The organism is Streptomyces coacervatus (assembly GCF_029223485.1).
Taxonomy (GTDB): domain Bacteria; phylum Actinomycetota; class Actinomycetes; order Streptomycetales; family Streptomycetaceae; genus Streptomyces; species Streptomyces coacervatus.
In genome coordinates, this window is the sequence record NZ_JARHTP010000008.1 from 450,686 (window position 1) to 477,374 (window position 26,689).

The following is a 26,689-nucleotide window of genomic DNA, read 5'->3' on the forward strand; positions in this document are numbered from 1 at the left end:
ACTGCTGGGAGTGCTCACGGTCGGTACCTCTTCTCCTGGGGATCCGCGGCTCAGTGCAGGGGCACGGCGTAGTGCAGGCCTCCTCTGGTCCACAGCTCGTTGGGGCCGCGTGGCACGTCGAGGCCCGAGGTGCGGCCCAGGTTGCGTTCGTACAGGTCGGCGTAGCTGCCCACCGCGTCGAGGACGCGGGCCGCCCATCGCTCGTCGAGGCCGGCGGCGGGCCCGTGCCGGCCGGCCTGGCGGGCGACGGCCTCGCGGCCCGCGCTGCCGGTGCGGTGGCTCTCGTACTCGGCGGCGAACAGGAGTTGGAGCACCCAGCGGCAGATGCGGAACCACCCGGGATCGTCGTCCCGCACCACGGCGGCCATCGGTTCGCGGGAGATCTCGGCGGGCAGGATCCGATGCGCGTCGGGGTCGCTCAGGGTGCGGCGCGCCCCCGCAAGGGCCACCTTGTCGAGGACGTAGGCGGCGCACTCGCCACCGGCGTAGGCGTGCAGCGCATCGGCCGGGCGGTCGTAGGCGACGGGCCGGACGGCCAGGCCCCTGGGCTCGTACCAGGCGGTGAGGTTGGCGAGCGAGGTGGAGCCCGTGTGCACGGCCACGCACCGGCCGGCGAGCTGGGCGGGGTCGTCGACACCGGAGCCGGCCGGGACGAGGAAGCCCTCGCCGTCGTAGCAGGTGACTCCGGCGAAGAGGAGTCCGTGGGCGGCCTCGCGGCCCATGGTCCAGCTGACGTTGCAGACCGTCAGGTCGGCCTGTCCGGCGGCGAGTCGGCTGAGCCGGGCGGCAGATCCCGCGGGGCGCCAGTCGACAGCTTCCGAGTCGTCGAGTACGGCGGCGGCGACCGCGCGGGCGATGTCCGCGTCGAGGCCGGTCCACCGGCCGTCGGCGGCGCACAGGGAGAGCCCGGGCTGGCCCTGGGAGACCAGGGCGCGCACGGCGCCGTGGGCGCGGACGGCGGCGAGGGTGCGGACGGCGGCGAGGGTGCCGGCGAGGGCCGTACGGGCGGTCATGCGGCACCCCGCAGCAGCCGGCCGACCAAGTGCCGGCGGTCGCCACGGCGTTCGTCGCAGGCCGACACGGCCGGCGGCCGGTCGGACGTCAGCATGGCGGTGCATGCCGCGTCCGCGCCCCGCAGAAAGAGAGCGCACCGACCGCGACAGACCCGGCCGCCGAGCACGGCCAAGGAGTCGGCGACGACCGTGCGGGCCCTCATGCCGAGCTCCGCAGCAGCGAGCCGACCAGGTCCTCGCGGTCATCACGGCGTTCGTCGCAGGCCGACACGGCCGGCGGCCGGTCGGACGTCAGCATGGCGGTGCATGCCGCGTCCGCGCCCCGCAGAAAGAGAGCGCACCGACCGCGACAGACCCGGCCGCCGAGCACGGCCGAGGAGTCGGTGACAACCGTGCGGGCCCTCATGCCGAGCTCCGCAGCAGCGAGCCGACCAGGTCCTCGCGGTCGTAGCGGCGTTCGTTGTAGGCGAGCATGGTGGTCAGCCGGTCGGCGGTGAGCGGGGAGGTGCAGACGGCGTCGCTGTCGCGCACCGTGACCGGCATGCCGCCCGCCTTCGACCAGCCCAGCATCCCCCGCTCGTCGATGACGGCGCGGGCGGCGTTGGCATTGTCGCGGTGGAGGCAGTACGGCACGTCGAGGACGCCCCGGGCGAAGGCGGTGACCAGGGCGGAGCCGACCGCGCGGCCGAGTTCGAGGGTGGCGTCGATCAGGGTGCGGGCCTCGGTGAGCAGGCCGGTGCGGGTGGGCGGCGGGCAGTTGGTGTCGGCGCAGTCGGCGGCGGCCTGCCGGGCGACGGCGTCGGCGAACTCCAGGGCCTCGGCGTTCTCCTCGATCGCGGGGATACGGCGGGCCTCGGCGGGCGTCTTGACGATGAGGCGCTCGGTGCCGCTGTGCACGGCGAGGCGGACGCTGTCCTCGACGAGGCGGTAGGAGCCGATGGGGGTGCGCGGGAAGACGCCCATGTAGGTGTACAACGTGACATGCCACTGGACGCCGGGCAGGCGCTCGGCGGCAAGCTCGCGCAGCGCGGCCAGGGCCTCCAAGTCCTGCCCCAGGTGCACCTGTTGGGCGTAGCTGAGGGAGATCGAACGCAGCCCGTGCTCGTGGAAGAACATCGCCTCCAGGACGCTGAGTGCGACCAGCAGGGAGGGCGGGCAGAGCTGGCCGAGCATGCAGCCGCCGAAGGTCTCCAGGTGCATGGGGTCGGGGGCGCGGGCGGCGAGTTCGCTGCAGCGGGCCCAGTTGTCGGCGGCCTCGGGGAGGGGGACCCGGCCGTAGGGCAGGCAGTACGACACCGGGCCGCCCTCGGTGGCGTCGACGCCCGCGGCGACCATGGTGCGGAACAGGTCGAGGGGCAGCGGTGAGCCGTGCCGTATCTGCACCGGGAAGGCGTCCCCGGACACCTCGCGCAGCAGGTCGCGTACGGTGCCGGCGCCGTGGGCGAGCAGCGGGAAGCCGTTGAGCTCGGCTCCCTCGCGCAGGGCGCGGCGGGCGGAGGCGTAGTCGCCGACCCGGGTGTAGCTGTCGAGGGTGACGGTGCCGATGGTGGTGGCCCGGCAGTCGCGCACCGCGGTCAACCCGGCGCGCATCCGGGCGAGTTCGCCGAAGCCCATGCGCGGCTGTACGACGAGTCGGCCCGCCGCGGTAGCCGTGCGGACGAAGTCGGCGAACCGGGGCATCAGTGCGGCGCTCCGACGACGAGGGGTTCCCGTACGGCCACTGTCTGGGCCAGCTTGGCGAGGAAGTCACCGAAGGCGGCGAGAGTACGGCCGGCCGGTTCCTCGGATTCGTTGAAGACGGCGTCGAAACCTGCGTCGAGCAGCCGCCCGCCCTCCTCGGCGTCCGCGCCCCGCACACCGAGCTTGCCGCCGATGACGACAGGCAGGGCCGCCAGTTCGGGGTCGCGGCGCAGGGCACGGATCAGGCGCAGGCCGTCGAGGTGGCCGTGGCCGTTGACGGTGCTGAGCACCAGGAGGTCGGGCCGGTCGGCGCCGCGGCAGGCGTCCATGACGGTGCCGTCCGGCGGGCAGACTCCGAGGTTGGTCACCTCGTGCCCGGCCTCTTCGAGAAGGAGCTGAAGATAGACCAGATTCCACATGTGCGCGTCGGAGGAGACGCTGGATACGACGATTCGCAGGGACATACCTTCACTCTTGGATTCGCCCGGGGAAATGTACAGGTGCCGCCGAACGGATTTCCCGGGCCGACGACCAGGAATTTCCATACGTCAGCTGTCCGGAGTGACCGGGGTGTACGGAGTGCCGAGCAGACCCAGCCGCGTGGCCGAAACGCCCAGCTGGAAGCGGGTCTTCACGCCCAGCTTCGTGCACATTCCGGCCAGATAGCGGCGCAGCGTGCGGGTGGAGACGCCCAGGCTGCGGGAAATGGATTCGTCGGACCTGCCGCATTCCAGCTGCCGCAGTATCGCCACTTCGATGTCGGCGAACACGTCCGCCTCCGGGTCTCTACAGGGCGAAGTGCCGTTCCAGGAAATCCGTGGCGACGCCTCCGCGGCGGAATTCCGGGTGGCCGAGTATCTCCTGGTGCATGGCGATCGTGGTGTGGACGCCCGGGCCCGCCACCTCGAACTCCGACAGGGCGCGCAGGGCCCGGTCCAGGCAGGTCGTGCGGTCCGGGCCCCAGACGATGAGCTTGCCGATCATGGAGTCGTAGTAGGGGCTGACCCGGGAGCCGGGCACGTAGTCGGTGTCGACGCGGACCCAAGGACCGCCGGGCGTACGGTACTTCTCCAGCAGACCCGGGGTCGGGGCGAAGCCGCGGTCGGGGTCCTCGGCGTTGATCCGGCACTCGACGGCGTGGCCGCTGATCTCGATGTCCTCCTGTTTGACGGTGAGCGGGGAGCCGGAGGCCACGCGCAGCTGCTCGCTGACCAGGTCGACGCCGGTGACGAGTTCGGTGACCGGGTGCTCGACCTGGATACGGGCGTTCATCTCCATGAACCAGAAGGCGTTCTGCGCCGCCGGGTCCGCCTCCAGCAGGAACTCGACCGTCCCCGCGCCCCGGTAGCCGACCGCGCGCGCCCCGGCGACGGCCGCCGCGCCCAGCCTGGCGCGCAGTTCGGACGGGATGCCGGGCCCGGGCGACTCCTCGACCAGTTTCTGGTGCCGGCGCTGCACGGAGCAGTCGCGTTCGCCGAGGTGGACGGCGCCGTCGAAGTCGTCGCACAGGACCTGGATCTCGATGTGGCGGGTGTCGGTGAGGTAGCGCTCGATATAGACGGCGCTGTTCTTGAACACCGCCTGGGCGTTCGCCCGGGTCGTGGTGTAGGCGTCGCGCAGGTCCTGCGGGCGGCGTACGACCGTGATGCCGCGCCCGCCGCCGCCCGCCGCGGCCTTGATGATCACCGGGTAGCCGATGTCCCGTGCGATCTCCTCGGCGGCCTCGACCGAGTCGACGGGCTCGGTCGTGCCGGGGAGCAGCGGAAGACCGGCGGCCGTCATGAGCTTGCGCGCCGTGGCCTTGTCGCCGACGTTCTCCATCACGTCCGGCGGCGGGCCGATGAAGGTGATGCCGTCGTCGGCGCAGATCTCGGCGAAGTACGGGTCCTCGGAGAGGAATCCATAGCCGGGGTGGACGGCCTCGGCGCCCGTCTTCACGGCGGCACCGATGATGTTGGGGATGTTGAGATAGCTGCGGGTGGGTGCGCCGGGACCGATGTGCACGGCCTCGTCGGCGGACTTCACGAACTGCGCGTCGGCGTCCGGGGTGGAGTACACGGCGACCGTACGGACCCCGAGGTCGCGGCAGGTCCGGATGATCCTGAGCGCGATCTCGCCGCGGTTGGCGATGAGCACCTTGTCGAACATGTCGTCGTCCGCCTCGTCTCAGCCGGCCGGGACGAGGTCGATGAGCGGCTGCGCGTACTCGACGACGTCCCCGTCCTGTACGTGGATGGCGTGCACGGTGCCCTTGACCTCGGCGGTGATGGAGTTGAGCAGCTTCATCGCCTCGATGATGGCGAGCTGCTGCCCGGCCTCCACGGTGTCGCCGACCTTGACGAAGGGCTCGGCGCCCGGGGAGGAGGCCTGGTAGTAGGTGCCGACGAGGGGCGCGGAGACCCGTACCAGGTCGGCAGGGGCGGTGTCCGTCTCCACCGGAGCGGCGGCCGCGGCCGCGGGGGCCGCCGGTGCTGCCGGAGCCGCCGACGCGGGCGGCACAGGTGTGTTCTCCCACTCCACGTCCACACTGAGGGCGCCGGCCCGCACCGTGATCCGCCGTAGTGTGCCGGGGAGTTCACCGGCGAGGCGCAGGGTGTGGGCCCGCAGCTCCTCCACCGTCATCCCGGCCGCCGCCGTGTCGGGGCCTTCCTCGGTTGCGGTGGTGGTCACCTCAGTGGTCATCGTGCGTCTCCCAGTCCACTACGGGCTGCAGTTGAGGGTCCCCGAAGCGGTCGTACCGCCTCCGTCGTGCGTCGACGAGCTGTTCGCCGGAGAGGTCGAGCAGGGGGGCGAGGGTCCGCGCGAGGGCGCTCTTGACCGTCAGCGCGGTGGTGTGGGGGGCGGTGTGGGCTCCGTCGGGCGGTTCGGGCACGATGCCGTCGACCACGCCGAGGCGGAGCAGTTCGGAGGCGGTCAGGCGCAGGGCGTCGGCCGCACGGCCCGCGTGTTCGGCCGTACCGAAGAGGATGGTGGAGCAGCCTTCGGGGCTGATGACCGAGTAGTAGGCGTTCTCCAGGATGAGTACGGCGTCGGCGACTCCGAGGGCGAGCGCACCGCCGCTGCCGCCCTCGCCGGTGACCACGGAGACGACCGGGACGCGCAGCCGGGACAGTTCGAGGATGCACTCGGCGATGGCCACGCTCTGGCCGCGTTCCTCGGCGCCGATGCCGGGAAAGGCACCGGGCGTGTCGATGAACGCGATGACCGGCAGCCCGAACCGGTCGGCGAACCGCATCAGCCTGAGCGCCTTGCGGTAGCCCTCGGGGTTCGGCATACCGAAGTTGCTGCGTACCAGCTCGGCCGTGTCATGGCCCTTCTGGTGCCCGAGGACCACGACGCTCTGCCCGCCGAACCGGGCGAGACCGCCGACCAGCGCCGCGTCGTCGCCGAAGGCCCGGTCGCCGTGCAGGCCGACGAAGTCGTCGAAGACATAGCCGATGTACTCCAGGGTGGTGGGCCGCTGGATGTCGCGGGCGAGGGCGACGGTCTCGCGGGTGGTACGGGTGGTGGGTACCGGGTGCACGAGCACCGAATCCCCGGACCCTTCAGGGAGTTCGGGGACGGACGGTCCCAGCAGGGAGAGCAGTCGCGCCAGCTGCTCCCGCATGCTCTCCCGCGGTACGACGGCGTCGATCATCCCGTGTTCCAGCAGGAACTCGGCGCTCTGGAAACCGGCCGGCAGCTCCTGGCGGATGGTGTTGCGGATGACCTGGGGTCCGGCGAAGCCGAGGAGGCTGCCGGGCTCGGCGAGGACGACGTCGCCGAGCATCGCGAAGGAGGCGCTGACCCCGCCGAAGGTCGGGTCGGTGTTGAGGTTGATCACCGGCACGCGGGCCTCGCGCAGGGCGGCGATCCACTGGGAGGTCTTGGCCATCTGCATCAGCGACAGCGCGCCCTCCTGCATCCGGGCCCCGCCTGAGGCGGCGATCAGAAGCAGCGGCAGCCGTTCGGCGAGGGCGGTGCGGGCCGCGGCGGCGACGGTCTCCCCGACGACCGTGCCCATGCTGCCGCCCATGAACGTGAAGTCGAGGACGGCGACGACCAGTTGGCGGCCGTGCACGCTCATCTTTCCGGCCAGCACGGCGTCCTGACGGCCCGTCCTTGCCTGGGCGTCGCGGAGCCGGTCCGGGTACGGCTTGCTGTCGCGGAAGCCGAGCAGGTCGCGCGGGGCGTACGTGTCGGGGAACGCCTCGAAGCTGCCGCTGTCGGCGAGTTGGGCGGTCCGTACGTCGGGCGGGATACGGAAGTGGAACTGGCACTCGGGGCACACCTTGCGGTTGCGGTCGAGTCGTTTGCCGTAGATGTACGCGCCGCAGGAGGCGCACCGGCGCCACTGGACGTCCTGTCCGGCCCGGATGGGCCCTGGTGTGGTCGTCACGTTGTGCTCCGCTCTTGTGTGCTCCGCTCTTGTCGACTCCCGCTGCCGCGCTCCCGAGGCACCGGCAGGGCCCGCTGGGGCCGGCTCTCGGTGGCCGCGGCGATGCCGAACGGCGGCATGTTGCGGTAGACGGTGTGCATGCGTGCCGGGTCGACGACATACGCCTCGTGGTAGATGCCGACGGCCCCGTTGTCGGCGACGGTGCGGTTGAAGCGGCCCCAGGCGGGCCGGTGGGAAGCGCTCGTGTCGTGCGCGTACGCCATCAGCTCGTCCATGGAGCGCCAGTACTGGATCACCACGACCGTGCGGCCCATCCAGGTGCGGGCGCCCAGAAAGCCGTACTCCTTCTGCTTGTTGAGCTCGACCAGCATCGGGACCATGGCCACGAAGGACGGCAGCCAGCGGTGCACCTTCCAGAAGCTGTTGATCCGCATGCCGATGAGGAACACGACGGTTCCCTCGGGCGGGTCCGCCACCTGGGGCACTAACTCGACCTTGGCTGCCACGAAGTCTCCTCGGTGAGGCTCAGAAGGGGTACGTGCGCGGTGGGGTGCTGGTGGTGAGGGTGTGCCAGCGGGTGAACGCCTCCAGGCTCGCGCGCCCACCGAAGCCGGAGCCGTTGCCGGAGGCGCCGATACCGCCGAAGGGCAGGGCGGCGTCCTGGACGACGGTCTGGTCGCCGATGTGGGTCACTCCGCAACGAAGTTGACGGCCAATCAACTCCCCGCGCGGCGTGTCGCTGGTGTAGACGGCGGCCGTCAGGCCGTAGTCGCTGGTGTTGGCGAGGCGGATGGCCTCCGCGTCATCCGTGAAGGCAGTGACCGTGGCGACCGGTCCGAAGACCTCCGTGTGGAAGACGTCCATCTGCTCGGTGACGTCGGCGAGGACGGTCGGCGGGTAGTACGGCGGCTGCGGGCGCCCTCCGGTGACCAGCCGGGCGCCCTGCGCGACGGCCTGCTCGACGGCGTTCGCGACGGTCGTGAGCTGGCGCCGGTCGATGACCGGACCGATCTGGGCGTCCGAGCGGTACGGGTCGCCGACGCGCAGGGCGGCCGCGTGCCGGGCGAACGCCTCGGTGTACTCCTCGGCGACGGCCCGGTGCACCAGGTGGCGGCGGGCGGACATGCAGATCTGCCCCTGGTGCAGGAAGGAGCCCCAGGCCCCGGCGGCCGCGGCCTGCTCCACGTCGACGTCGTCGAGGACCACGAGGGCGTTCTGGCCGCCGAGTTCGAGCACGACCCGCTTGAGCAGCCGCCCGCAGACGGCGCCGATCTCGCGGCCCACCTCGGTCGACCCGGTGAACGACACCATGGCCACGTCGGGCGCCTGGACGAGCGCCGAGCCAGCGTCCGCGTCGCCGTGCACGACCTCCAGCACGCTCGGCGGCAGCCCCGCGTCGGCGAAGGCTTCGACGAAGAGGCGGCCGCCGCTGAGGGGGGTGTGCGGGTCGGGCTTGAGGAGGACGGTGTTGCCGAGGGCGAGCGCGGGGCCGAGGGAGCGGGCCGCGAGCAGCAGCGGGAAGTTCCAGGGCACGATCACGCCGACCACGCCCAGCGGGACGCGGGTCACCTCGGCCGTGCGCTCGGGGTCGTCGGCGGGCGGGTGCGGCAGCCCGGGGTGGCGGGCCAGTCGCGCCCCGTGCCGCAACTCCTGTGCGGCCTGGTGGACTTCGAAGTACGCCTTGCCGGGGATGGCCCCGCCCTCCCGAACCAGCAACTCCTGGGCCTGCTCCGCCCGTTGGACCAGCAGGTCGGCGGCGCGTTCGACGATCGCGGCGCGTTCCTCGGCGGGCGTGGCCGCCCAGGCGGGGGCTGCGGCACCGGCGCGGCGGGCGGCGGAGGTGACGCGGTCGGGGGTGGACAGCTCGACGGTGCCGAGCGGTTCACCGGTGGTGATCTCCCGGCTTTCCAGGTGGGTCTGGGACGCGGTGAGGGCGGTCACCTGGGCACCTCGGTTTCGGTTGCGTCGTGCGTGCGTACGGGGCAGCGGGCGCAGTCGTCCTCGATGGCGGCGGGTGCGCCGTCCCGGTCGAGGGCGCGCCGCAGCCGGCGCAGACAGCGGGTGCGGATCGGGCCGACCGAGCTCACCGGCATGGACAGTGCGTCGGCGATCTCCTGGTAGGAGGCAGGCGGGTCCTGCAGGGCCCGCAGCAGGAGTTCGCGGCACTGGTCGGAGAGGCTGTCGAGGGCGCGCAGCACCTCCTGGCCGCGGTCGGCGCGCAGGGTGATCTGCTCCGGGCTCTCGTGGTGGTCGAGCAGATGCTCCAGCGTCGCGCTGTCGCCGACCATGACGAGGCGCCGGTCGCGGGTGGCCGCCTTGATGGCCTCGCGGCGGGCGACGGTGGCGAGCCAGTCGCCGAGCCGGTCGGGGTCGCGGATGCGGTCGGCGTTCTGCATCAGCCGGAACCAGGTCAGCTGGCGCACGTCCTCGGCGTCGACCCGGCTGACCCGGTGGCTGCGGGCCACCGACCAGACCAGCCGGCCGAACCGGCCGACGGTCTCGTCCCAGGCCTCCGCCTCTCCGCGGGCACAGCCCGCGAGCAGTTCGGCGTTCCCCTTCGCCTGCATCGCTCGTCCTCCGTCGGCACACACCCGCCGGACGGCGGGCTCCGGCTTCCATGCAACACAGCGCGCGCGGTGGCCGGAAACGGATGACGGCGTCAGGTAGCGGCCTTGCCAGGAGTGGACAGCGCAGTTGTTCATCGGGGGCCGCCCGCAGGGGAGTTGGGCAGCAGCTCGGCCATGGCGGAACGCAGCCGTACGGGGATCGGCCCGGGCACGTCCTCGCTGGCCCGGATGGCGATGCCGAGCGCGAAACGGTCCCACACCTGCAGTACCTGTATCTGCCACAACGGCCGTTCCTGCTGCGGGATTTCATCGTCCACGACCGCCAGCCCGCCGCCCCTGAGCCGGTGTACGGAGAACGCGTCGAAGCCTCGGGCCATGCCCATGCCGGTGGCCTTGGTGTACGCCTCCTTGGCCACCCAGGAGTCCGCGAAGGCGTGCCCCTGCTGGTCCTCCCGGTCCCGGCGCAGCACCTCCTGCTCCAGCGGGGTGAAGACCTTCGGGGCGAATTCGAGGGCCTCGGGGCGGGCCGGGGTGTTCTCGGCGTCGACCCCCGCGGTGCGGCCGCGCACCACGATGGCGGCGATCAGCCCGTTGGTGTGGGTGATGTTGAAGTCGAGCCCCCAGTCGGCTCCCTGGACGGACGGCCGCCCGAACCGGCCCTTGTCGAACCGCCACTCCCCCGGTGCCACGTCGGCGTACTGGGACAGCACCTGCCGGGACAGCAGCCGAGCGCCGAGGAAGCGGGTGCGGGCGGCGGGGAAGAGCAGCCGGTCGTGCCGGGCCCGCTCCTCCTCGGTGAGCAGTTCGAGGCCGCCGGTGGCCTCGGCGAACCGTGCCACGTCCTCCTCGGCGAGGAGCCACACATCGGCGCCTTCGGCCAGCGGGTCGTCGGCGGGCTCCCACTCGCGCGAGGTGTCGGGGGCGTCCACGGTCGCACGCATCTCCCGCTCACCAACTCACCTGGAACGGACGTAAGGAGAAGAGCCGCCCCTCGCGATGGGCGGCCGCCATGACCTCGGCGACGGCGTCGACGTCGTCGGGCCCGGTCACCCGGCGCGTGGGGTGGAAGCGCCGCAGCAGCCGTTCCAGGCAGAGCAGGAGAACGGCCGGTGAGCTCAGGCCGGGCCCGAAGCTGTCGCGTCCGCGCAGGTAGAGGTGGACGCAGGCGGCGGCCGCCGACACCGTCGCGTACTGCTTGGCGAGGTCGTACAGCTCGGCCGACTGCCCGGCCTGCCGCCCCTGTTCGGCGAAGAGCTTGGCGTGCTCGTCGGCGAGCCGGTGCACTTCGTCGGCGATCAGCTCCGCGGTGTCGGCGCACCCGGCCAGCGGGCCCGCCGCACGCCCCTCGGCCTCGGCCGCTGTCCGGCGCAGTTCGGCGACGGCCGAGCGCAGGGCGAGCACGGAGTCGTCGCCGGCGCGGCTGAAGAGCTGCTGGGCGGCGGGTTCGTAGGGCTCCATGGGGTGGGCGGGGTCGAAGAGCCGAGCGGTCGTGGTCACCGCCTCATTGACGGCACCCTGCTCCTGCCCGACCGCGTTGGCGAGCAGGTTGTGCAGCTGCAGGGCGATGTTCTTGAGGTTCACCACGGTGTTGCCGTCGGCGAAGTTGGAGATCGCGAAGTCGCGCAGCACCTTCTGGAAGATGCCGTGGCGGGGATGGGCCCGCAGGTAGTAGCGGGCGCCGAGGACCGTGGTCAGCCGGGAGAGGGTCTCCTCCAGCAGGGTCGGCACGAAGTACTTGACGACGGAGGACCAGATGCTGGCCTGGGCGGGCGCAAGCTGGAGCGACCGTACGGCGCCCGTGGTCAGCGCGTCGGCGATCAGCAGCTCGGCGAAGCTCTCGGCCAACTGCCGCTTCGAATACGGCACTTCGAGTACGGTCTGGCCGAAGATGACGCGGCCGGAGGCGAAGTCGAGGGTGGTGCGCAGGGCGGTGTCCACGCAGCTCATGGCGATGCTGGAGATCGCGATGCGCGCCAGCTGACTGCTCTTCAGGGCGACTTCGAGCCCCTGCCCGACCCGTCCGACGAGCGCCGAGTCGGGGACGAGGCAGTCCGTGAGCCGCACCCCGCTCATGTCGAGACCGCGCAGTCCGTGCAGCGGCTCGTCCCGCAGATGCGCCAGCTGTTCGGCGGGGATCCCGGCCTTCTCGACGGCGAAGATGGAGTACCCGCCGGGTCCGCCCTTGTCCGACGTACGGGCGAAGACCATGACCGTGGCGGCGACGGTGGCGTTGCCGATGGTCCACTTCTCGCCGCTGAGCAGCCAGCCGCCGTCGGTGCGGCGCGCGGTGGTCTCGTTCGCCAGTACGTCGCTGCCGTGGCGGCGCTCGGACAGCCCCCAGGCCAGCTTCTGCCCGCCGCGGATGGCGTCCGCGAAGTGCTGGCGCTGGGCGGGGCTGCCGGCGATCCAGACCGGCATATAGCTGAGGCTGGTCAGCACCATGGCGGTCGCGGAGGTGGGGTCGCGGCGTCCGACGAGGCGGTAGAGGTTGAAGCCGTCCTCGACATGGACGGCCCTGCCGCCGTTGGCGGCGGGCACGATCCAGTCGTACAGGCCCCAGTCCGCCAGCGTGTCCACGAACTCGTGCGGGTATTCCTGGCGTTCGTCGAGGTCGAGGATGCGCGGGTACGGCATGGGGCCGCCGGCGTCCCACGGGTCGCCGAGGTACCGCTCCAGGTCCGCCATCAGCGCGGTGAGGTCGGTCATGTCGTCTCGTCCTCCTCGGGTGCCGGTCCGTCGGACAGCAGGACCGGGAACGCGGTGAACAGAAGCCGTGCGGCGTCGAGCCGGGTGAGGGCGCGGGCCGCGGCAGGCAGATCGGCGGCCGCCTGACGCGGATCGCGCCCCTCGGCCAGGGCGAGCAGCACGGCCAGAACGGCGGTGAGCCACCCGGTGCCGCCCGGCTCCTCGCCGTACAGACCACGCTCGGGGTGCGCACGCCAGGCGAGGGCTGCCGCCGCGGCCGCGTACAGCAGACAACACCGCTCGGCAAGATCCAGCAGCTCGGGCGAGGAGCCGAGACCGCGGGACCGGTCGCGATGCGCCTCGGAGGCGGTGGAGAAGGTGTCGGCGAGGGCGGTACGCACGTCGCGCACAAGGGCCGCCGCCCGGTGTTCGCCACGTCCCGCGAGGTCCCGCGCAAGCCCTTCGGCGTGTGCGGCAAAGCCGAGGAGCACGAGGTCCTTGGGGCGGGCGGAGAGGTCGAGGGCGGCGGGGTCGAGGTCGGGCAGCGGGGCGCCGAAGGCGAAGAGGGTGTCGAGAGCGGGCGGGGGCGGCGGCTCGACGACGGGTGTGGCCCGGGGGTCGGGGGTGGGCGGCGCCGAGAGTCCGGAGGCCGACCCGGAAACGGGCGCGGAAGACACCGCCGGCCCGGAAGCCGAACCGGAAACAGGCGCCGAAGACACCGCCAACCCGGAAGCCGACCCGGGCTCAGGAGCGATCGGCGCCGCAAGGCCGGAAGCCGACCCTGGCTCAGAAGCGATCGGCGCCGCAAGGCCGGACGCCGACCGGGGGGCTGGGGCGGGCGGCGCCGCAATGGCCGGCGCGGGGCCCCCATCCATTGGCGACCGCATCTCGCCACCCGGGGCGGAGCCCGACTCCGATGCCGACCCCACCACACCATCCGAGGGGGAGCCCGGTTCCACCGCCGACCCCACCGCACCACCCGGTTCCGCGCCATTCGGCTCCCCGAACACGGGGGCGTAGCCGGGGAGTTGGATGGCCACCGCCCGCAGTACCCCGAAGGGGCTCGTGTCGATCGACTCCACGACGGTGTTGTCCCGCTGGGCCTTGTCGACCATCGCGCCGGGGCCGTGGGCCAGGACGCCGCGGGCGCCCAGCAAGGAGCGCGAGCGGGACAGTGTGGACGCCGTCAGGCGGGTGGCGACGCGTTTGACGATCGATGAGCACAGGCCGAACGTCGCCGGTGACAGGTGGGCGTAGCGGGCGGCGGTCAGGGACAGCAGGTCCGCCGCGAACAACTCGGCCGCGGCGACGGCCAGTTCGCGGGAGCCGTTGCCGGTGTCGGCCACCGGGACTCCGCCGACCCGCCTGCCTCGCGTGAACCGCAGTGCCGTACGCAGCGCCGTGTCGGCGGTGGCCAGGCAGGCCGCCGTACTGAGCAGCCGTACCACCTGCTGGGCCCGCATCGCGCCCGCGAGGCCGCCGCCCATGTCCCCGATCACTGCCGTCCGAGGCACCGGAGTTCCCTCGAAGACCAGGTCGGCGAAGTCGATGCCACGCATTCCCGTGACGGGCTGCGCGGACTGCCGCCGTACCCGTGCCAGTTCCCGCGGACCGAGCAGCACCGCCGTGAACGCGGCCGGGCCGCGCGGTGCCGTGCGGGCCACCACGACCGCGGCGCCCGCGGTGGCCCCGCGTCCGACGAGCCATTTGCGGCCGGTCAGTCGGAAGCCGCCGTCCCGCGCCGGATCGAGGCGGCACTCGCCCGCGAGGACATCGCTGCCCGAGCGCTCCTCGGAGAGTGCGAAGGCGATCGTCCGCCCCTCCTGCACCCAGTCGGCGACGGTCTTCGCCTGCTCGGGGGTGCCCGCCGCGAGCACCGTCATCACGGCGGAGCAGGAGAGCAGGGTGGCGGGCATGACCGCGGCATCGCGGCGGGCCGCCACACGCACCAGCTGGAGCGTGTCGTCGAGTCCGCGCAGTGCGCCGCCCAGGGAAGGGGGCAGATAGGCGAGCGGGAAGTCGACGGAGTCGAGGCGGGCGGCGAAGGCGTGCGGGAAGTCCCCGCGGGTGTCCCGGGCCACGGCGGCCGCGAAGCCGTAGACGTTCTCGGGGCGCCAGGGGTCGCCGAGCAGTTCGTCGAGAAGCGCCGCGGCGGCAAAGGGGGCCGTCATGGCCGTACCTCCAGGGCCGGGTCGGGCTGCGGCACCGGGTAGTCGGCGATCGCGGGAGAGAGCGCGAGGCCGGCGGCCCGCAGCATCGACAGGCGCTGGTGGAAGGCGGCGCCGGTCATGAGGTGGCGGGCGACGTCGGCGACGCGGCGGTTCTGCGGGGCGGCCAAGTAGGTGCCCCGCACCCAGGAGTTGAAGCTGCCCATCGCCGGGCCGCACCAGATCTGGTAGTCGACCGCGCGGTCCGCCTCCCCCGTCTTGGCCCAGCGCGAGGCCATGCCCAGGTACCAGCGGAAGATCAGCGCGGCCCGTCGTTTGGGGCTGGCGGCGGCGCGGGCGAGCTGGTCGGGGTCGCGGCGCTCGAAGTAGGAGACGGTCTCCGCCCAGACATCCTCCAGGGGACGCCGGAAGATCTGCTTCTCGATACGGGTGCGGGCCGGGGCCGGGATCGCGTCGATGCCGTCGTGGTCGCGGTAGAGCTCGTAGAGGAGCCGGGCCCGCATCGGGAACAGCGTGCCGCGCTTGAGGACCTGCAGCTCGACGCCCATCTCGAACATGTCCGCCGCGGGTGCCATCTCGAAGTCCGCGAGGTCGGCCTGCGCCAGCATCTCCTTGACCTGCGCTGAGGTGCCGGCCTCGATGCAGGACTGGTTGACGGAACCGGTCACCACATAGTCGGCGCCCATCGCGAAGGCCGCCCAGGCAGCCTCGGGCGTGCCGATGCCGCCCGCCGCCCCGACCCGGATACGTACCGGATACCCCAACTCCCGCATCAGTCCGTCCCGTTGACGGGTGATCACCGGTAGCTGTGCGGGCAGCGGGCGCCGGTCGGTGTGCCCGCCGGAGTCGGCCTCCACGGTGATGTCGTCCGCGAGCGGCACCCGCTCGGCGAGCCGCGCCTGCTCCGCACTGATCGCGCCCTCCTCCAGCAGCGCCCGCACGATCGCCTCGGGCGCGGGCCGCATGAACAGCTCCGCGAGCTCCGTACGGGAGATCTTGGCGATGACCTTGTTCTCGGCGACGACCCCGTACGGCCCGCCCGCGCGCAGCCCGGCCAGTCGGTAGCGCACGATGTGCGGGGTGAGCGCCAGGAACGCGGAAGCCTCCACGCAGGGCACCCGGTGCTTCAGATACAGGTCGACGGCGGTGCGCTCCAGGCGTTCCTCGACGGGGCTGTGGATGAGGTTGCAGGCGTACGGCAGTCCCGGGATCTCGTTCGCGAAGCGCACCAGCGCCTTCTCGACCGCCTCGGGCAGCAGCCCGGCCGCCCCGTACGAGCCGAGGTAGCCGGCCCGGGCCATGGCGATCACCAGGTCGGCGGAGGCGATCCCGTTCGCCATGGCGCCACTCATGTATGCCTCGCGCACCCCGTGGGTCTCCAGGAAGGCGGCGCTGCCCAGGCGTTCGGGCCCGAGCGGCGGCACGGCGGCGACGATCTCGTGCTCCCCGCCGGCCCGGACGCCGCCACCCGCGGCGGCGCCGAGGCCGTACGGCCCGCGCAGGATGTAGACGGGCTCGTCCAGGCGCATCAGCGCCTCCTGGATCCCGCAGTCGCCGACCGCGGGGGCCGCGGGTCCGCTCCACCGCGGCCGCGGCTGCATGGTGCTCATCTGTCTTCTCCTCGTGGCTGCGGTGCTGCGGTGTGCCGTCGATCGTCTGCGGCGCCGTCGTGGCTGGTCGCGCCCCGCGGCGGAGCCGCATATCGATGCAGCCCCGCGCCCCTTTCGGGGCGCTGCCGAACCGCCTAGTCGTGGTGGATCTCGATCGCGAGGTCACCCAAGCGGTAGATCCGCAAGGTCGACTTCCAGACGTATGCGTCGCCGAGCAGGATGATCCGGCCCGGTTCGCGGCGGATCTCCTTGATGTGGACGTCGAATTCCATGTCGGGGTCGGTGCGCAGGATCTGGCCCCGGTAGGACCAGGTTGTGTCGATGCCCGTGGCGAGTGCGAAGCGTGGGTTGCGCAGGCCCTCGGTGAGGCCGGTCTCGACGGCGTACACCTGCATGCCCTGCAGCAGCGCCTCGACGCCGAGGGAGCCGGGCATCACGGGGTCGCGGTGGAAGTGGCAGGAGAAGTACCACTCGTCGGGGCGGATGGAGCGGTGTCCGCGGAGGTATCCCTGGCCGTGTTCGCCGCCGCCCGGCAGGATGTCGACCCACTCGACGAGGTCGAGGTGCCCGCCGGCCAGTCGCGGCCCGCGGCGCGCGGCCTCCGCCGCCCGGTGGTCGCCCAGGTCGATGCGCCGGGTGCCGGGCGGCCGGGACGGCTGTGTGTCCAGCCACGGCAGCACGTGCTGCCCCTTGTCGAGGCCGACCTGGTGGGCGAGCGCCTTCTCGTTGAAGTAGCCGAAGAGGGATTCGCCGGTGTAGAAGACCTCGCCGTCGCAGGAGAGTTCGTAGGAGAAGTTCTGCAGGATGGAGCCCGGCATACGGTCGCTGGACAGCAGCGTCGAGCGGTGTTGGACGGTCTTGCCGCGCAGGTCGACGTCCTTGACGAGGGTGGCGTGTCCGTCGAGGTTGCGGATGCTGAACTGCTCCTCGGGGAAGGGCAGGGTGGCGCCGAGGTAGTAGCCGAGGAGGATCGCCGCCTGGAGGCTGGACTCCATGTAGACGCAGTTGGGCATGTACGGGTGGCCGTTGTCGGCGTAGTACCAGGCGTCGTCGGGCGAGTCGTACTCGGTGACCATCACGGCCCCGCGCTTGAGCGTGCCGCGTGTGCCTTCGAGCTTCATCACCCGGTCGACGAAGAGGAAGTCGCCGTTGGGGATGTACGGGGCCCTGCTGTCGGCGTAGATCTCGAACTCCGGGCCCATGGCTGTCGCCAGGTCGCCCTTGGCGGCGTGCGCCATGTGGAACTCGTTCAGCAGCGCGGGCTCCGAGGTCGCCGGGGAGAGCCGGCCGAGGAAGTGCGGGACGGTGCCTGCGGTCTCCGGGCGGTAGGGCGTGCCGGGTTTCTCGCGGAGGCGGATGCCCAGGCCGGTGACGCTGATCGACGGGGTGCCGTCGCGCAGCACGACCACGTCGGCGACGAGCGACGGCCGGGGCAGGAGCGTGAGCTCCGTGATGTCGATGCGGTATTCGATACGGGCGTTGCGCGGGGTGATCTGTCCGCGCACCTTCACCTCGGTCCGCAGGTCCGGCACGGGCTGGAAGCGGGCGTCGGGGAGGGTGAGGTGCAGGCCGAGGGAGAGGGCGTAGGCCTCCAGGAGCTGTACCGCGCCCTCGGCGACCAGCGACCCTGCCAGCACGGGGTCGTCGGGGAAGTGGCTGGTGAAGTACCAGGCGTCGGGGGCGAGTTCCTTCACGGCCTCGATCCGCCCGAGCCCGTGGCTGCCGCCCTTGCGGTCGAGGACGGTGACCTCGTCCGCCATCAGCAGCGGCCGGGTGGGCAGCCGCAGGGAGGTGTTGCAGCCGGGGGGTTGGCGGTGGCCGGGTCCGAAGACGTCGGCGATCCGGCCTTCCGCGAGGGCGTCGAGGTCGGCGGAGGTGAGGGAGGTGCGGTGGGTGGTGGCCAGGGGCTTGAACGCCGTACGCCCGGGATCGGACGGGGTCTTGAGCCCCGGAGCCACCCTCCCCTGCACCAGGCCCGGCGAACTCTCCAGCTCCTCGTCCGTGAAGAAGCCCGCGCAGGCGTTGTTGAGTTTGAGGATGAGCTCGCCGTCGGCGTAGCAGTCGTAGTGGAAGAAGAAGAGCAGGGTGTCGCCCTGGCGGACGAACTGGTCGATCCAGATGTCGTAGCGCAGGGTCTGACCGGTGCGCGGCAGGTCTCCCAGGAAGCTGAGGCTGCTGTCGAGGAGACGGTAGACGCGCTGGCCGCGGTTGGTGAAGTCCGCGCCGAGATAGCTGATCAGCAGCAGGTCGCACTGGCCGGCCTCGATGGTGACCGCGGGTGGGACCTGGCCGTCGACGGCGTACCAGGCGTCCTCGGGTACGTCGTACTCGGTGCGGATGAAGGAAGGCTTGAACTCCCCTGGTTCCGCGTCGAGTTGAGTGACACGGGTGGCGAAGAGGTAGGGCGGGGCGGGGAGTCGTACGCGACGGTCGTAACCGTCGATGCGGGTGAAGCGGGGGCCGAAGACATTGCCGACCTTGCCGACGGCGAACTCCAGGAGGTCGTGTTCGTCCCAGACGACGCCCTCGGGTTTCGGCGGACGCGGGGTCGCCGGCGCGGGCCGGGCGGACGTCGAGGCGGACAGCACCGCCGTGAGTTCCTCCCGCAACTCCCGCTGGGCGTCCAGGACTTCCTGATGCGCCTCCAGGATCTCGGCGCGCAGGCTGCGCACCAGGGTCAGGGTGGCCGCCGATTGGTCGTCCGCGGACCGGTCCGACTTCCGCGGCTGCTGCGGCTTCTCCGGTACGGGCAGGGGGGCACCGAAGATGGCCGGGCGGGACGGCACATCGGCGCGCTCGGCCTGCGGCGCACCGGCATCCGGGGCAGCTGCGGCTACGGCGGGGAGCATCGTGATCGGTTCCCGCTCCAGCGAGAGCGCGGGTACGGGCGGACCGTCGGGGCGGGTCGGCATCGCGGTGTCCCATTCCGTGGCGTGGAATTCCGTGGCGTGGAGTTCCGGGGCTTGGTCGAGGGCCCGGGCGGGCACCGGGACGGGGGGTGACGGGGCGGGAAGGGCCGGGGGCGGCGGGACTACTGCTGTCGCCGTCGGCGCGGGGGTGGCTCCGACGGGCGTCGGGGCGGGCGGGACGGCGGACGCTCCCGCCGGGACCGGCTCGGAGGCGTCAGCGACCGGCACCGGCGGCACGGCACGGTCCTGCGGCTCGGCACCGCCGCCCCGTGCGGACGCCACCGGCACAGGCTCCGCCGGGAGCACACGTGCCGCCGGGACCGGCAAGGACACCGGGGCAGGCACCCGGGCCGGCGGAACGGCGGCCCGTCGTACCTCCGCCACCACCGGTGCGGCCGCCGCCGTCACCAGCGGAGCGACCGGGGTGCCGCCCACCGTGAAGGTGCGCAGGCCCGGCGGGCGTCGGCGGGCTGCCGTGCGGGGGCGGAACGGGGTCAGGTCGACCGGGACGCCATGGGTTGCCAGACGGGCGACGAGGCGGGCGGTGTCCGTGGCGCCGCGGGCTCCCCGGCGGTCGACGGGGACCGAGAGGTGCGGGTCGTCGCCGAGGGTCTCGTGGATCCAGCGGGTGCAGGTGCTGGAGGGCCCGACCTCGATGAAGCAGCGGAAGCCGTCCTCGTACGCCCGTCGGATCAGACGGGGGAAGTCGACGGTCTCGCGCAGCGTCACGGCGATGTTGTGGGCGACGACGTCCTGGTCGAGGGCGCCGACGGGCGCGTAGTGGCGACTGCTGTAGAGGACCAGGTCCCCCACGTCGCCGGTCGGATAGCGGTTCAGGTCGGCCAGTTCCGGCAGCACGCCGTCCACCACCGGGCAGTGCATGACGTGGTTGGCGGGAGAGCGTGCGCTCTGGCAGCCCAAGTCGTCGATCAGGTCACGGCATTGGGCGGGATCGCCCGCGACCACGACCTCCGTCGGCGTGTTGACATGGGTGATGAAGACGCGGTCGTGTCGCTGCACGGCGGCGCGGACGGAGTCCACGGGCGCCAGCAGTACGTGCGTCGCCCACACCTGCTGGTCCGGTACCTCGTCCCCGAGGCCCCACAGCGCGCGCACCGTCTTCTTCGGGCCCCGCAGCCGGTCGACGAAGAGCGGCGAGGCGTCGATCTTCGTCGTCGCGCGGGCCTCCTTGACCCAGCCGCCGGTCGCGAACAGCATGCTGCTCTCGCCGAGGCTGTAGCCGAACGCGCCGTGCACCGGCACCCCGAGCACCTCGCGCACCAGGTCGGTGGAGAGCAGGGCGTAGCTGGTGCCGACGGCCAGCATCAGCGGGATGTCCTCGATCAACTCCGCCTCGCGGCCCATCAGTTCACGCCGGTCGAGCGGCGCGAGCGCACGCGGGTACAGCGCCGCCGAGCGCAGCATCTCCGCGGGCAGTTCGGCCTGCGTCTCGAAGCGGGGCAGGAGCCCGGGGAAGGCCCGGAAGAGCGAACGCCCCAGGCCGAGATACGAGTTGAAGGCGCCCGGGTACACCAGTGCCGTCTTCGTGCCCGGCCCGCCCGCCGGACGGGCGGCGAAGCAGCTCCCGGACGGCGAGGTCCACTCGCCGCCCGCCCGGTACACCCCCGGCAGGTCCTTGACGGCCTGCTCCAACTGCCGTACGAGCCCGGCCGGATCGTCGGCGACCAGTACGGCCTTGAGGGCGGCGGGCCGGTCCTCGTCGAGCCGTGCCGCCCAGTCGCCACCGCTCTCGACGGCATCGCGCAGTTCGCCCAGCCGTCGCATCAGGGTGTCGATGTCGTCGGCGCCGACGGGCACGACGAGGCTGCCGCCGGAGCGCACCCAGTCGGTGGCGGCCACCTCGCCCCGTGTCTGCGCGCCGCCGAGCACCACATGGGCGTGGCTGCCCGCACTGCCGGTGACGCTGACCGAGGCCACGCGGCGCCCTTCGCGGCGTTCGCGGAGCCAGGGCCGCGAGTCGCCGGCGAGGAAGAACGCGGACCCGGCCAGCCGGGTGCCGTCGAGGCCTTCGGGTGCGACGGGCTGGTAGCCGTAGTGCAGGCAGAGCGCGGCCCTGATGACGGAGGCGAGCGCGGCGGCACAACCGGTGTCCCCCACCCCGGAGCCGACCGCACTGACCGCGGTCCGCAGCACCCCGCCCGCCCGCTCGGCCGACCACACCCGGGTGAGGCCTTCCAGCGTCCCGTCCTGCGCGGCCCCGGCCTCCACGAGTTCGACGTCGGCCGGTGTGACCCCGGCGGCGGCGAGGGCCTCCTCCGCCGCGGCGGCGACCAGGTCCGGCGCCGGCCGGGGGTCGAGGTCCGGCGAGTGGTGGACGGCCAGGGCGTCGACGGTGGCGTACACCGTGCGCCCGGGCGGGACGGAGCCCGGCCGGGTGACGACCATGGCACCGGCGCCGTCACCGAGCACGCTCCCGGGCTCCAGCAGCTCCCGGGCGAGCGTGGACTCCGGGCCGGCGGCCAGATCGACGGCTCCGACCAGCACCGCCTCGATGCTCGGGTCGAGCAGCAGCAGCCGGGCCGTGTCGAGGGCGTCGACACCGACGGAGCTGTCGGAGGAGACCGTGAAGGAGGGGCCGGTGAGGTTCCACAGGGAGGAGATCCGTGCGGCCATGATGTTGCCGATGTAGCTGAGGACCTCGTTGGCCTCGATGGAGTCGTGGATGCCGTCCCGGGCGGCCCTGGTGAGCTCGGCCAGCTGCTCGTCCGTCGGCTCCAGACCGGCCGCGGCGCACCAGGCGGCGAGCTTGCGCCCGAGCGCATAACGGGCCCCGTGCCCCTCGGCGCTGGGCTCCATCTCCATGCCGAGGACGACGGCGACCCGCCGCCCCTTCGCCGCGTCCTTCCCGCCGGGTCCGGGACGCTCGTACCCGGCGTCCTTGAGCGTCTCCTCCGCGACCCGCATCATCAGCAGGTGCTGCTGGTTGAAGTGGTCGAGGTCCTTGGGCGGGATGCGGTACGAGGTGGCGTCCACCTCGAAGCCGTCGATGTACGCGGCCTGCGGTGCGCCACTGCCACCGAGCGTCTCGAACCCGCGCCACCGGTGAGGCGGCAACTCCCCTACGGCAGCGGCGCCTTCGTACCCGGCGCGCTCGAACTCGTCAAGCGTGGTGAAGGATCCGAAGTGCGCGCCCATACCGATGACGGCGAGGGCGGGCGGTGACTGCCGCTCATCCTTCTCTTCTGCTGCTACGTCCGCGCCGGGCGCCGACAGGACGACGTGCGCGTTGGTGCCGCCGAAGCCGAACGCCGAGACGGCGGCCCGGCGTACGCCCGCCGTCGCGGGCCAGGGCGTGGGTTCACGTACGACACGGTCGGCGACCGTGCCGGGCAGCGGCTCGGTCACTCCGATCGTCGGCGGAATGACTCCGTGCCCCAGGGCGAGGACGACCTTCAGCAGGCTGCTCATTCCGGCAGCGGTCAGCAGGTGCCCGATGTTGCCCTTGACCGAGCCGAGCAGCGGGCCACGCCCGAAGTACCGTTCCACGCCGTCGAGTTCGGTGCGGTCGCCGAGCGGGGTGCCGGTGGCATGGCACTCGACGTACTGGACGTCGTGCGGTGCCAGGCCGGCGTCCCGGTAGGCGAGTTCGTATGCGGCGAGCTGGCCGACGGCGTTCGGGGCGAGCAGGTGCTTGCCGGGGCCGTCGTTGCCGAGGGCGACGGCGTCGACGACGGCGTACACCCGGTCCCCGTCGCGGCGGGCGTCGGCGAGCCGCTTGAGGGCGACCATGGCCGCGCCCTGCCCGGTGATGATGCCCTTCGAACGGGCGTCGAAGGGCTGGCTGAAGCCGTCCGGCGGATAGGCGTGCAGGTCGGAGAAGGACAGGTGGATGACGGTCGGGTCGGGGGCGCAGACCCCGCCGGCCAGCATCAGGTCGGCTCGGCCGGTGGCGAGTCGGGCGCAGGCGAGCTTGATGGCGTAGAGGGCGGAGGAGCAGGCCGCGTCGAGGGTGTGCCGGGGGCCGTCGAGCCCGAGGGCGGCGGCGACCACGTGGGCGGGGAGCCCGCCGGGCCAGAGGTTGTGTGCCGTGGCCCTCTGTGCCGTCCCCCGGTCACTGGCCGGGCTGCCGTCCGCCGCACCGGACGGCAGCCCGGCCGCGGGGAAGCCGGCCGCCGCGAGGCCCTCGGAGACCGCGGCGTCCCACAGCTTCCCCGCCGTTCGGCCGGAGGCCGGCGTGGGGAACGGGTAGTTCCCGAACACCACACCGGTCCTCCGGCCGGCCGCCCGGCCGTCCGCGGCTGCGGGGGATACACCCGCGTCGGCCAGGGCGTCCCCGGCCACCCGGAGCGCCCAGTGGAACGAGCGGTCCAGGCCTGCCAGGTAGTCGGCGGGCAGCAGGTACCCGGAGGGGTCGAACGCGGCCGTGGCGTCGAGGAACCCGCCTCGCGTGCAGTAGATGCGGTGCCGGTCCTCGGCGTCGCCCTCGGCCAGCGGATCGTGCCCGAAGATCCTCTCGCCACCCTCGGTGCGCGAGTCGACCGCGCCCATCAGGTTGCTCCAGTAGGCGTCGGGCGTGGCCGCCCCCGGGAAGAGGCAGGACAGTCCGACGATCGCGTACTTGCCCATGACGGATCAGCCTCCGAGCGTCGTCAGACCGTGACCGCGGCGGCCGCCCGGCCCGGCTGCCGGAACCTTGCGTCCAGTTCCGCGTCCTCGACCGCGACCACGTCCTCAAGGACGGCGAGCACCCGGCCCTGCGGGTCGAGCGCGGTCACGGTGCAGGTGACGCCGGTCCTGCCGGGCCGTACGTCCTCGACGGCGATGAGGAAGTCCCCGTCGGAGGGCAGCGGCGCGTACAGGTCCAGGCGTCCGATCTCCATCGGCAGACAGGCCCGCCCGCGCTGCTCGCGCACCCAGACCAGCAGGGCCTGGAGCAGCAGGTCGGCCAGCACCGGGCTGTGCAGCCGGGCGTGGTAGCCGCCGAGCGCGGGCCGCTCGTCGGTGAGCCGGGCCCGTACGAGAAGCCGCCGCTCGTCGCTGATCAGCACCGTGCGCAGCCCGCGCAGAGAGGGCCCGTGGAAGAGCGTGCCGTCGCGGTACAGCCGCGCCGCGTCCTGCCCGGCCGCACTGCGGGCGAGGCCCGCCAGGTCGCCGCGGTCGGCGGGCCGCTGCCCGGCGTCACCCGTGCTCAGCCGGACGCTGTAGGCGGGACGGCTGCGACCGCTCGCATCGACGGAGGAGGCGAGCACGTCCACCTCCGTCGGGGAGCCTGCGGGTTCGACGGACAGCCGCAGCCGCTGCGGCTGCTGCCCTTCCGGCTCGTCCCAGGCGACACCCTTGAAGACCTTGAACCCGCTTGCCCCGGTGACCGTTTCGCCGGTCGCCGTCTCTACGGCGCCTGCGAGCACGCCGAGTGCCGCGGTGGCGGGCAGCACCCGCCGGCCGCCGATGGTGTGGTCGGTCAGCAGCGGCTGCTCGGCCAGGTCGGTCAGCGTCCGGTCGACGACCAGGGGCGCGAGTGCCGGGCCCTGCGCCGCAGGCGGCCCGGACAGCGGCGTGACCGGCCCGGTGACGATCACCGTGTCGTGCCCGTGCCCGGCGGTGAACTGTTCGGCGAACATGCCCGCACCGGTCGCGAGCGGCACCAGGGCGATCCCGCGCGAGGCGAACATGGCGCGCAGGTCGTCGGAGACCATGCCGCCGTCCCAGGCGCCCCAGTTCATCGCGGTGACGCGCGCGGAGGGCAGTTCCCGCTTCAGCCGTACGGCGATGCGGTTCAGCGCCTCGTTGGCCATGGCGTAGTCGGACTGCCCGCGGTTGCCGAAGAACCCGGCGACGGAGGAGAAGAACACCAGGTGCCGCAGCTCGGCGACCCCGCGCAACGCGTCCAGCACATTGCCGAGTCCGATCAGCTTCGTGCCGAGCACCCGACGGATCTCGTCCGCGGACTTCTGCGAGATGAGCCGGTCGGCGAGCACACCCGCCCCGTGCACGACGCCCGTGACCCGTCCGGCGTACGGCGTCAGCGCGCGGCGCACCTCAGTGGCGTCGGTGATGTCGACGGCGAGGTACTCGACGCGGGCGCCGGTGGCGGTGAGCCGGGCGAGGTTCGCGGTGATCTCCCGGGAGGCGGTGATCTCCCGGAACTCCCCTTCGATCGCACGGGGGTTGGGCCTCTGCCCGCTCTGCGCGGCCCGCCGCGCGATGAGCCCGCGCAGCGCGGGCCCCTCGTGCCCGACGGCCCATTCCGGCTCCGGCGCGGGCCGGCTGCGACCGAGCAGCAGCAGCCCGGCCGGCCTGGCGGAGACCAGGGCGTGCAGACAGTCGGCGGTGATGCCGCGGGCTCCGCCGGTGACGACGAACAGATCGTCGGAGGAGACCTCCGGGACGGCGGCCGCGTGCGCCTCGTGCGGCACATCCGCGAGCTCGACGGTGCGCCGCCCCGCCGGGTCGTGCGCCACGTCGACGTGCTCGGCCGACAGGTCGTGGATCTCCCCGAGGAAGCGGGCGCCGACGGTGGTGGGGGCCAGCTCCGGCGCGAAGTCGACGGTACGGACGAAGAGTTCGGGCGCCTCGACGGCAAGGGTCTTCACCAGCCCGCCGACCCCGCCGAGCAGCGGGGAGGCGTCGCCGCCGCCTCGGTACCCGTTAGCCCCGTCGAGCCGGGTGACGGCCACGAAGGCGGCGCGGGTGCCCTGCGCGGCGACCGACTTCAGCGCGGCGAGGCTGTGCTTGGCGACGAGCAGGCAGTGCTCCAGCCGCTGCACCCCCTCGGCCCACTCCTGCCCTGCCGCGGCCGCCATCTGTACGACGAGATCGACCCGCCCGCTCACCAGAGTCCCGGCGAGCTCGCCCTCGTCCCAACTCGCCGGCCGCCGCACGGCATCCGCCTCCGGCACGACGCTGTCGACACCGGGCAGCGCGACGATCTCCACCCGCCAGCCGTCACCGCGCAGCGCTCCGGCGAGCGGCCGGGTGAGCGTCGACCCGTCGTCGACGAGCACCGCGGTACGCGGTTCGGCGTACGCACCGACGAGGGTGTGGGGCGGGGCGATCTCGGTGACCTCGGCGTAGGTGCGGCCGATTCCGGGGGCGGGTGGGTAGCTGACGGTGAGGGGGGCGGTGGCCGGTGCGGGAACCGTCTGGGGCGCCGTTTCGACGGACCCGGACACGGTGGAGGCGAGGAAACCGGCGATGTCGTCGAGGGTCCGCAGCTCGGCAAGCACCTCGGGGTCGACATCCTCCGAGACCGGATACGACTCCTGCAACGCCCCCAGAATCTGCACCCGCTTGATCGAATCGATCCCGAGATCGGCCTCGACATCCATCCCCGGCTCCAACATCTCCACCGGGTAACCCGTCTTCTCCGCCACCGCACCCATCAGCGCATCCATCACGCCGTCGGCGACCGCCGAGTTGGGGGTTGAGACCGGCTCGGGGGCGGGCGCTGCGGCGACGGGTGCGGGCTGAGCGGCGGGCTCGACGGACACGGTTGAGGCGAGGAAACCGGCGATGTCGTCCAGGGTCCGCAGCTCCGCGAGCACTTCCGGATCGACATCCTCCGAGACCGGATACGACTCCTGCAACGCCCCCAGAATCTGCACCCGCTTGATCGAATCGATCCCCAGGTCGGCCTCCACATCCATCCCCGGCTCCAACATCTCCACCGGGTAACCCGTCTTCTCCGCCACCGCACCCATCAGCGCATCCATCACGCC

Annotated in this window: 18 protein-coding genes; all 18 read right to left on the reverse strand. The window is 72.7% G+C overall.

The annotated features are described in order from the left end of the window. Positions 1-50 precede the first annotated feature (50 nt). Entirely contained in the window at positions 51-1,013 is a 963-nt protein-coding gene (locus P2Q00_RS22360; protein WP_275774405.1) for a transporter substrate-binding domain-containing protein, read from the reverse strand. Next, positions 1,010-1,216, reverse strand: a complete 207-nt coding sequence (locus P2Q00_RS22365; RefSeq protein WP_275774406.1) for a hypothetical protein — start codon at positions 1,214-1,216, stop codon at positions 1,010-1,012. The genes P2Q00_RS22360 and P2Q00_RS22365 overlap by 4 nt, the downstream gene beginning before the upstream one ends. Continuing rightward, complete coding sequence (locus tag P2Q00_RS22370) at positions 1,213-1,419, reverse strand: hypothetical protein (RefSeq protein WP_275774407.1); 207 nt, start codon at positions 1,417-1,419, stop codon at positions 1,213-1,215. Before P2Q00_RS22370 ends, P2Q00_RS22365 begins: the two co-directional genes overlap by 4 nt. After that, entirely contained in the window at positions 1,416-2,693 is a 1,278-nt protein-coding gene (locus P2Q00_RS22375) for a methylaspartate mutase (RefSeq protein WP_275774408.1), read from the reverse strand. Before P2Q00_RS22375 ends, P2Q00_RS22370 begins: the two co-directional genes overlap by 4 nt. Then, positions 2,693-3,157, reverse strand: a complete 465-nt coding sequence (locus P2Q00_RS22380) for a cobalamin B12-binding domain-containing protein (protein ID WP_275774409.1) — start codon at positions 3,155-3,157, stop codon at positions 2,693-2,695. The genes P2Q00_RS22375 and P2Q00_RS22380 overlap by 1 nt, the downstream gene beginning before the upstream one ends. Before the next feature lie 84 nt (positions 3,158-3,241). Continuing rightward, the gene (locus tag P2Q00_RS22385; protein ID WP_275774410.1) at positions 3,242-3,463 is read right to left on the reverse strand and encodes a helix-turn-helix domain-containing protein; all 222 of its coding nucleotides are present in this window, start codon (positions 3,461-3,463) and stop codon (positions 3,242-3,244) included. A gap of 16 nt (positions 3,464-3,479) precedes the next feature. Next, the gene (gene accC / locus P2Q00_RS22390) at positions 3,480-4,841 is read right to left on the reverse strand and encodes an acetyl-CoA carboxylase biotin carboxylase subunit (RefSeq protein WP_275774411.1); all 1,362 of its coding nucleotides are present in this window, start codon (positions 4,839-4,841) and stop codon (positions 3,480-3,482) included. Positions 4,842-4,859: 18 nt separating this feature from the next. After that, complete coding sequence (locus tag P2Q00_RS22395; RefSeq protein WP_275774412.1) at positions 4,860-5,375, reverse strand: acetyl-CoA carboxylase biotin carboxyl carrier protein; 516 nt, start codon at positions 5,373-5,375, stop codon at positions 4,860-4,862. Then, a complete protein-coding gene (locus tag P2Q00_RS22400; RefSeq protein WP_275774413.1) occupies positions 5,365-7,071 on the reverse strand; it encodes an acetyl-CoA carboxylase carboxyltransferase subunit alpha in 1,707 nt (568 codons plus the stop codon). The genes P2Q00_RS22395 and P2Q00_RS22400 overlap by 11 nt, the downstream gene beginning before the upstream one ends. Then, entirely contained in the window at positions 7,068-7,577 is a 510-nt protein-coding gene (locus tag P2Q00_RS22405) for a DUF4188 domain-containing protein (RefSeq protein ID WP_275774414.1), read from the reverse strand. Before P2Q00_RS22405 ends, P2Q00_RS22400 begins: the two co-directional genes overlap by 4 nt. Positions 7,578-7,596: 19 nt before the next feature. Then, positions 7,597-9,012: an aldehyde dehydrogenase family protein gene (locus P2Q00_RS22410; RefSeq protein ID WP_275774415.1), complete on the reverse strand. Its 1,416-nt coding sequence runs from the start codon at positions 9,010-9,012 to the stop codon at positions 7,597-7,599. After that, positions 9,009-9,638, reverse strand: a complete 630-nt coding sequence (locus tag P2Q00_RS22415) for an RNA polymerase sigma factor (RefSeq protein WP_275774416.1) — start codon at positions 9,636-9,638, stop codon at positions 9,009-9,011. The genes P2Q00_RS22410 and P2Q00_RS22415 overlap by 4 nt, the downstream gene beginning before the upstream one ends. A 131-nt stretch (positions 9,639-9,769) precedes the next feature. Next, positions 9,770-10,579, reverse strand: a complete 810-nt coding sequence (locus P2Q00_RS22420; RefSeq protein ID WP_275774417.1) for a 4'-phosphopantetheinyl transferase family protein — start codon at positions 10,577-10,579, stop codon at positions 9,770-9,772. A 7-nt stretch (positions 10,580-10,586) separates the two neighbouring features. Beyond that, complete coding sequence (locus P2Q00_RS22425) at positions 10,587-12,344, reverse strand: acyl-CoA dehydrogenase family protein (protein WP_275774418.1); 1,758 nt, start codon at positions 12,342-12,344, stop codon at positions 10,587-10,589. Next, positions 12,341-14,494 carry an acyl-CoA dehydrogenase family protein gene (locus tag P2Q00_RS22430; RefSeq protein WP_275774419.1) on the reverse strand — a complete coding sequence of 718 codons (2,154 nt, stop codon included), beginning with the start codon at positions 14,492-14,494 and terminating at the stop codon, positions 12,341-12,343. Before P2Q00_RS22430 ends, P2Q00_RS22425 begins: the two co-directional genes overlap by 4 nt. Further along, on the reverse strand, positions 14,491-16,101 hold the full coding sequence (locus tag P2Q00_RS22435; protein WP_338059328.1) for a PfaD family polyunsaturated fatty acid/polyketide biosynthesis protein: 1,611 nt from the start codon (positions 16,099-16,101) through the stop codon (positions 14,491-14,493). Before P2Q00_RS22435 ends, P2Q00_RS22430 begins: the two co-directional genes overlap by 4 nt. Positions 16,102-16,235: 134 nt before the next feature. Further along, positions 16,236-23,597: a beta-ketoacyl synthase N-terminal-like domain-containing protein gene (locus P2Q00_RS22440; RefSeq protein WP_275774420.1), complete on the reverse strand. Its 7,362-nt coding sequence runs from the start codon at positions 23,595-23,597 to the stop codon at positions 16,236-16,238. 23 nt (positions 23,598-23,620) lie between these two features. Beyond that, a partial coding sequence (locus tag P2Q00_RS22445) for an SDR family NAD(P)-dependent oxidoreductase (RefSeq protein ID WP_275774421.1) occupies positions 23,621-26,689 on the reverse strand: 3,069 nt, incomplete at its 5' end.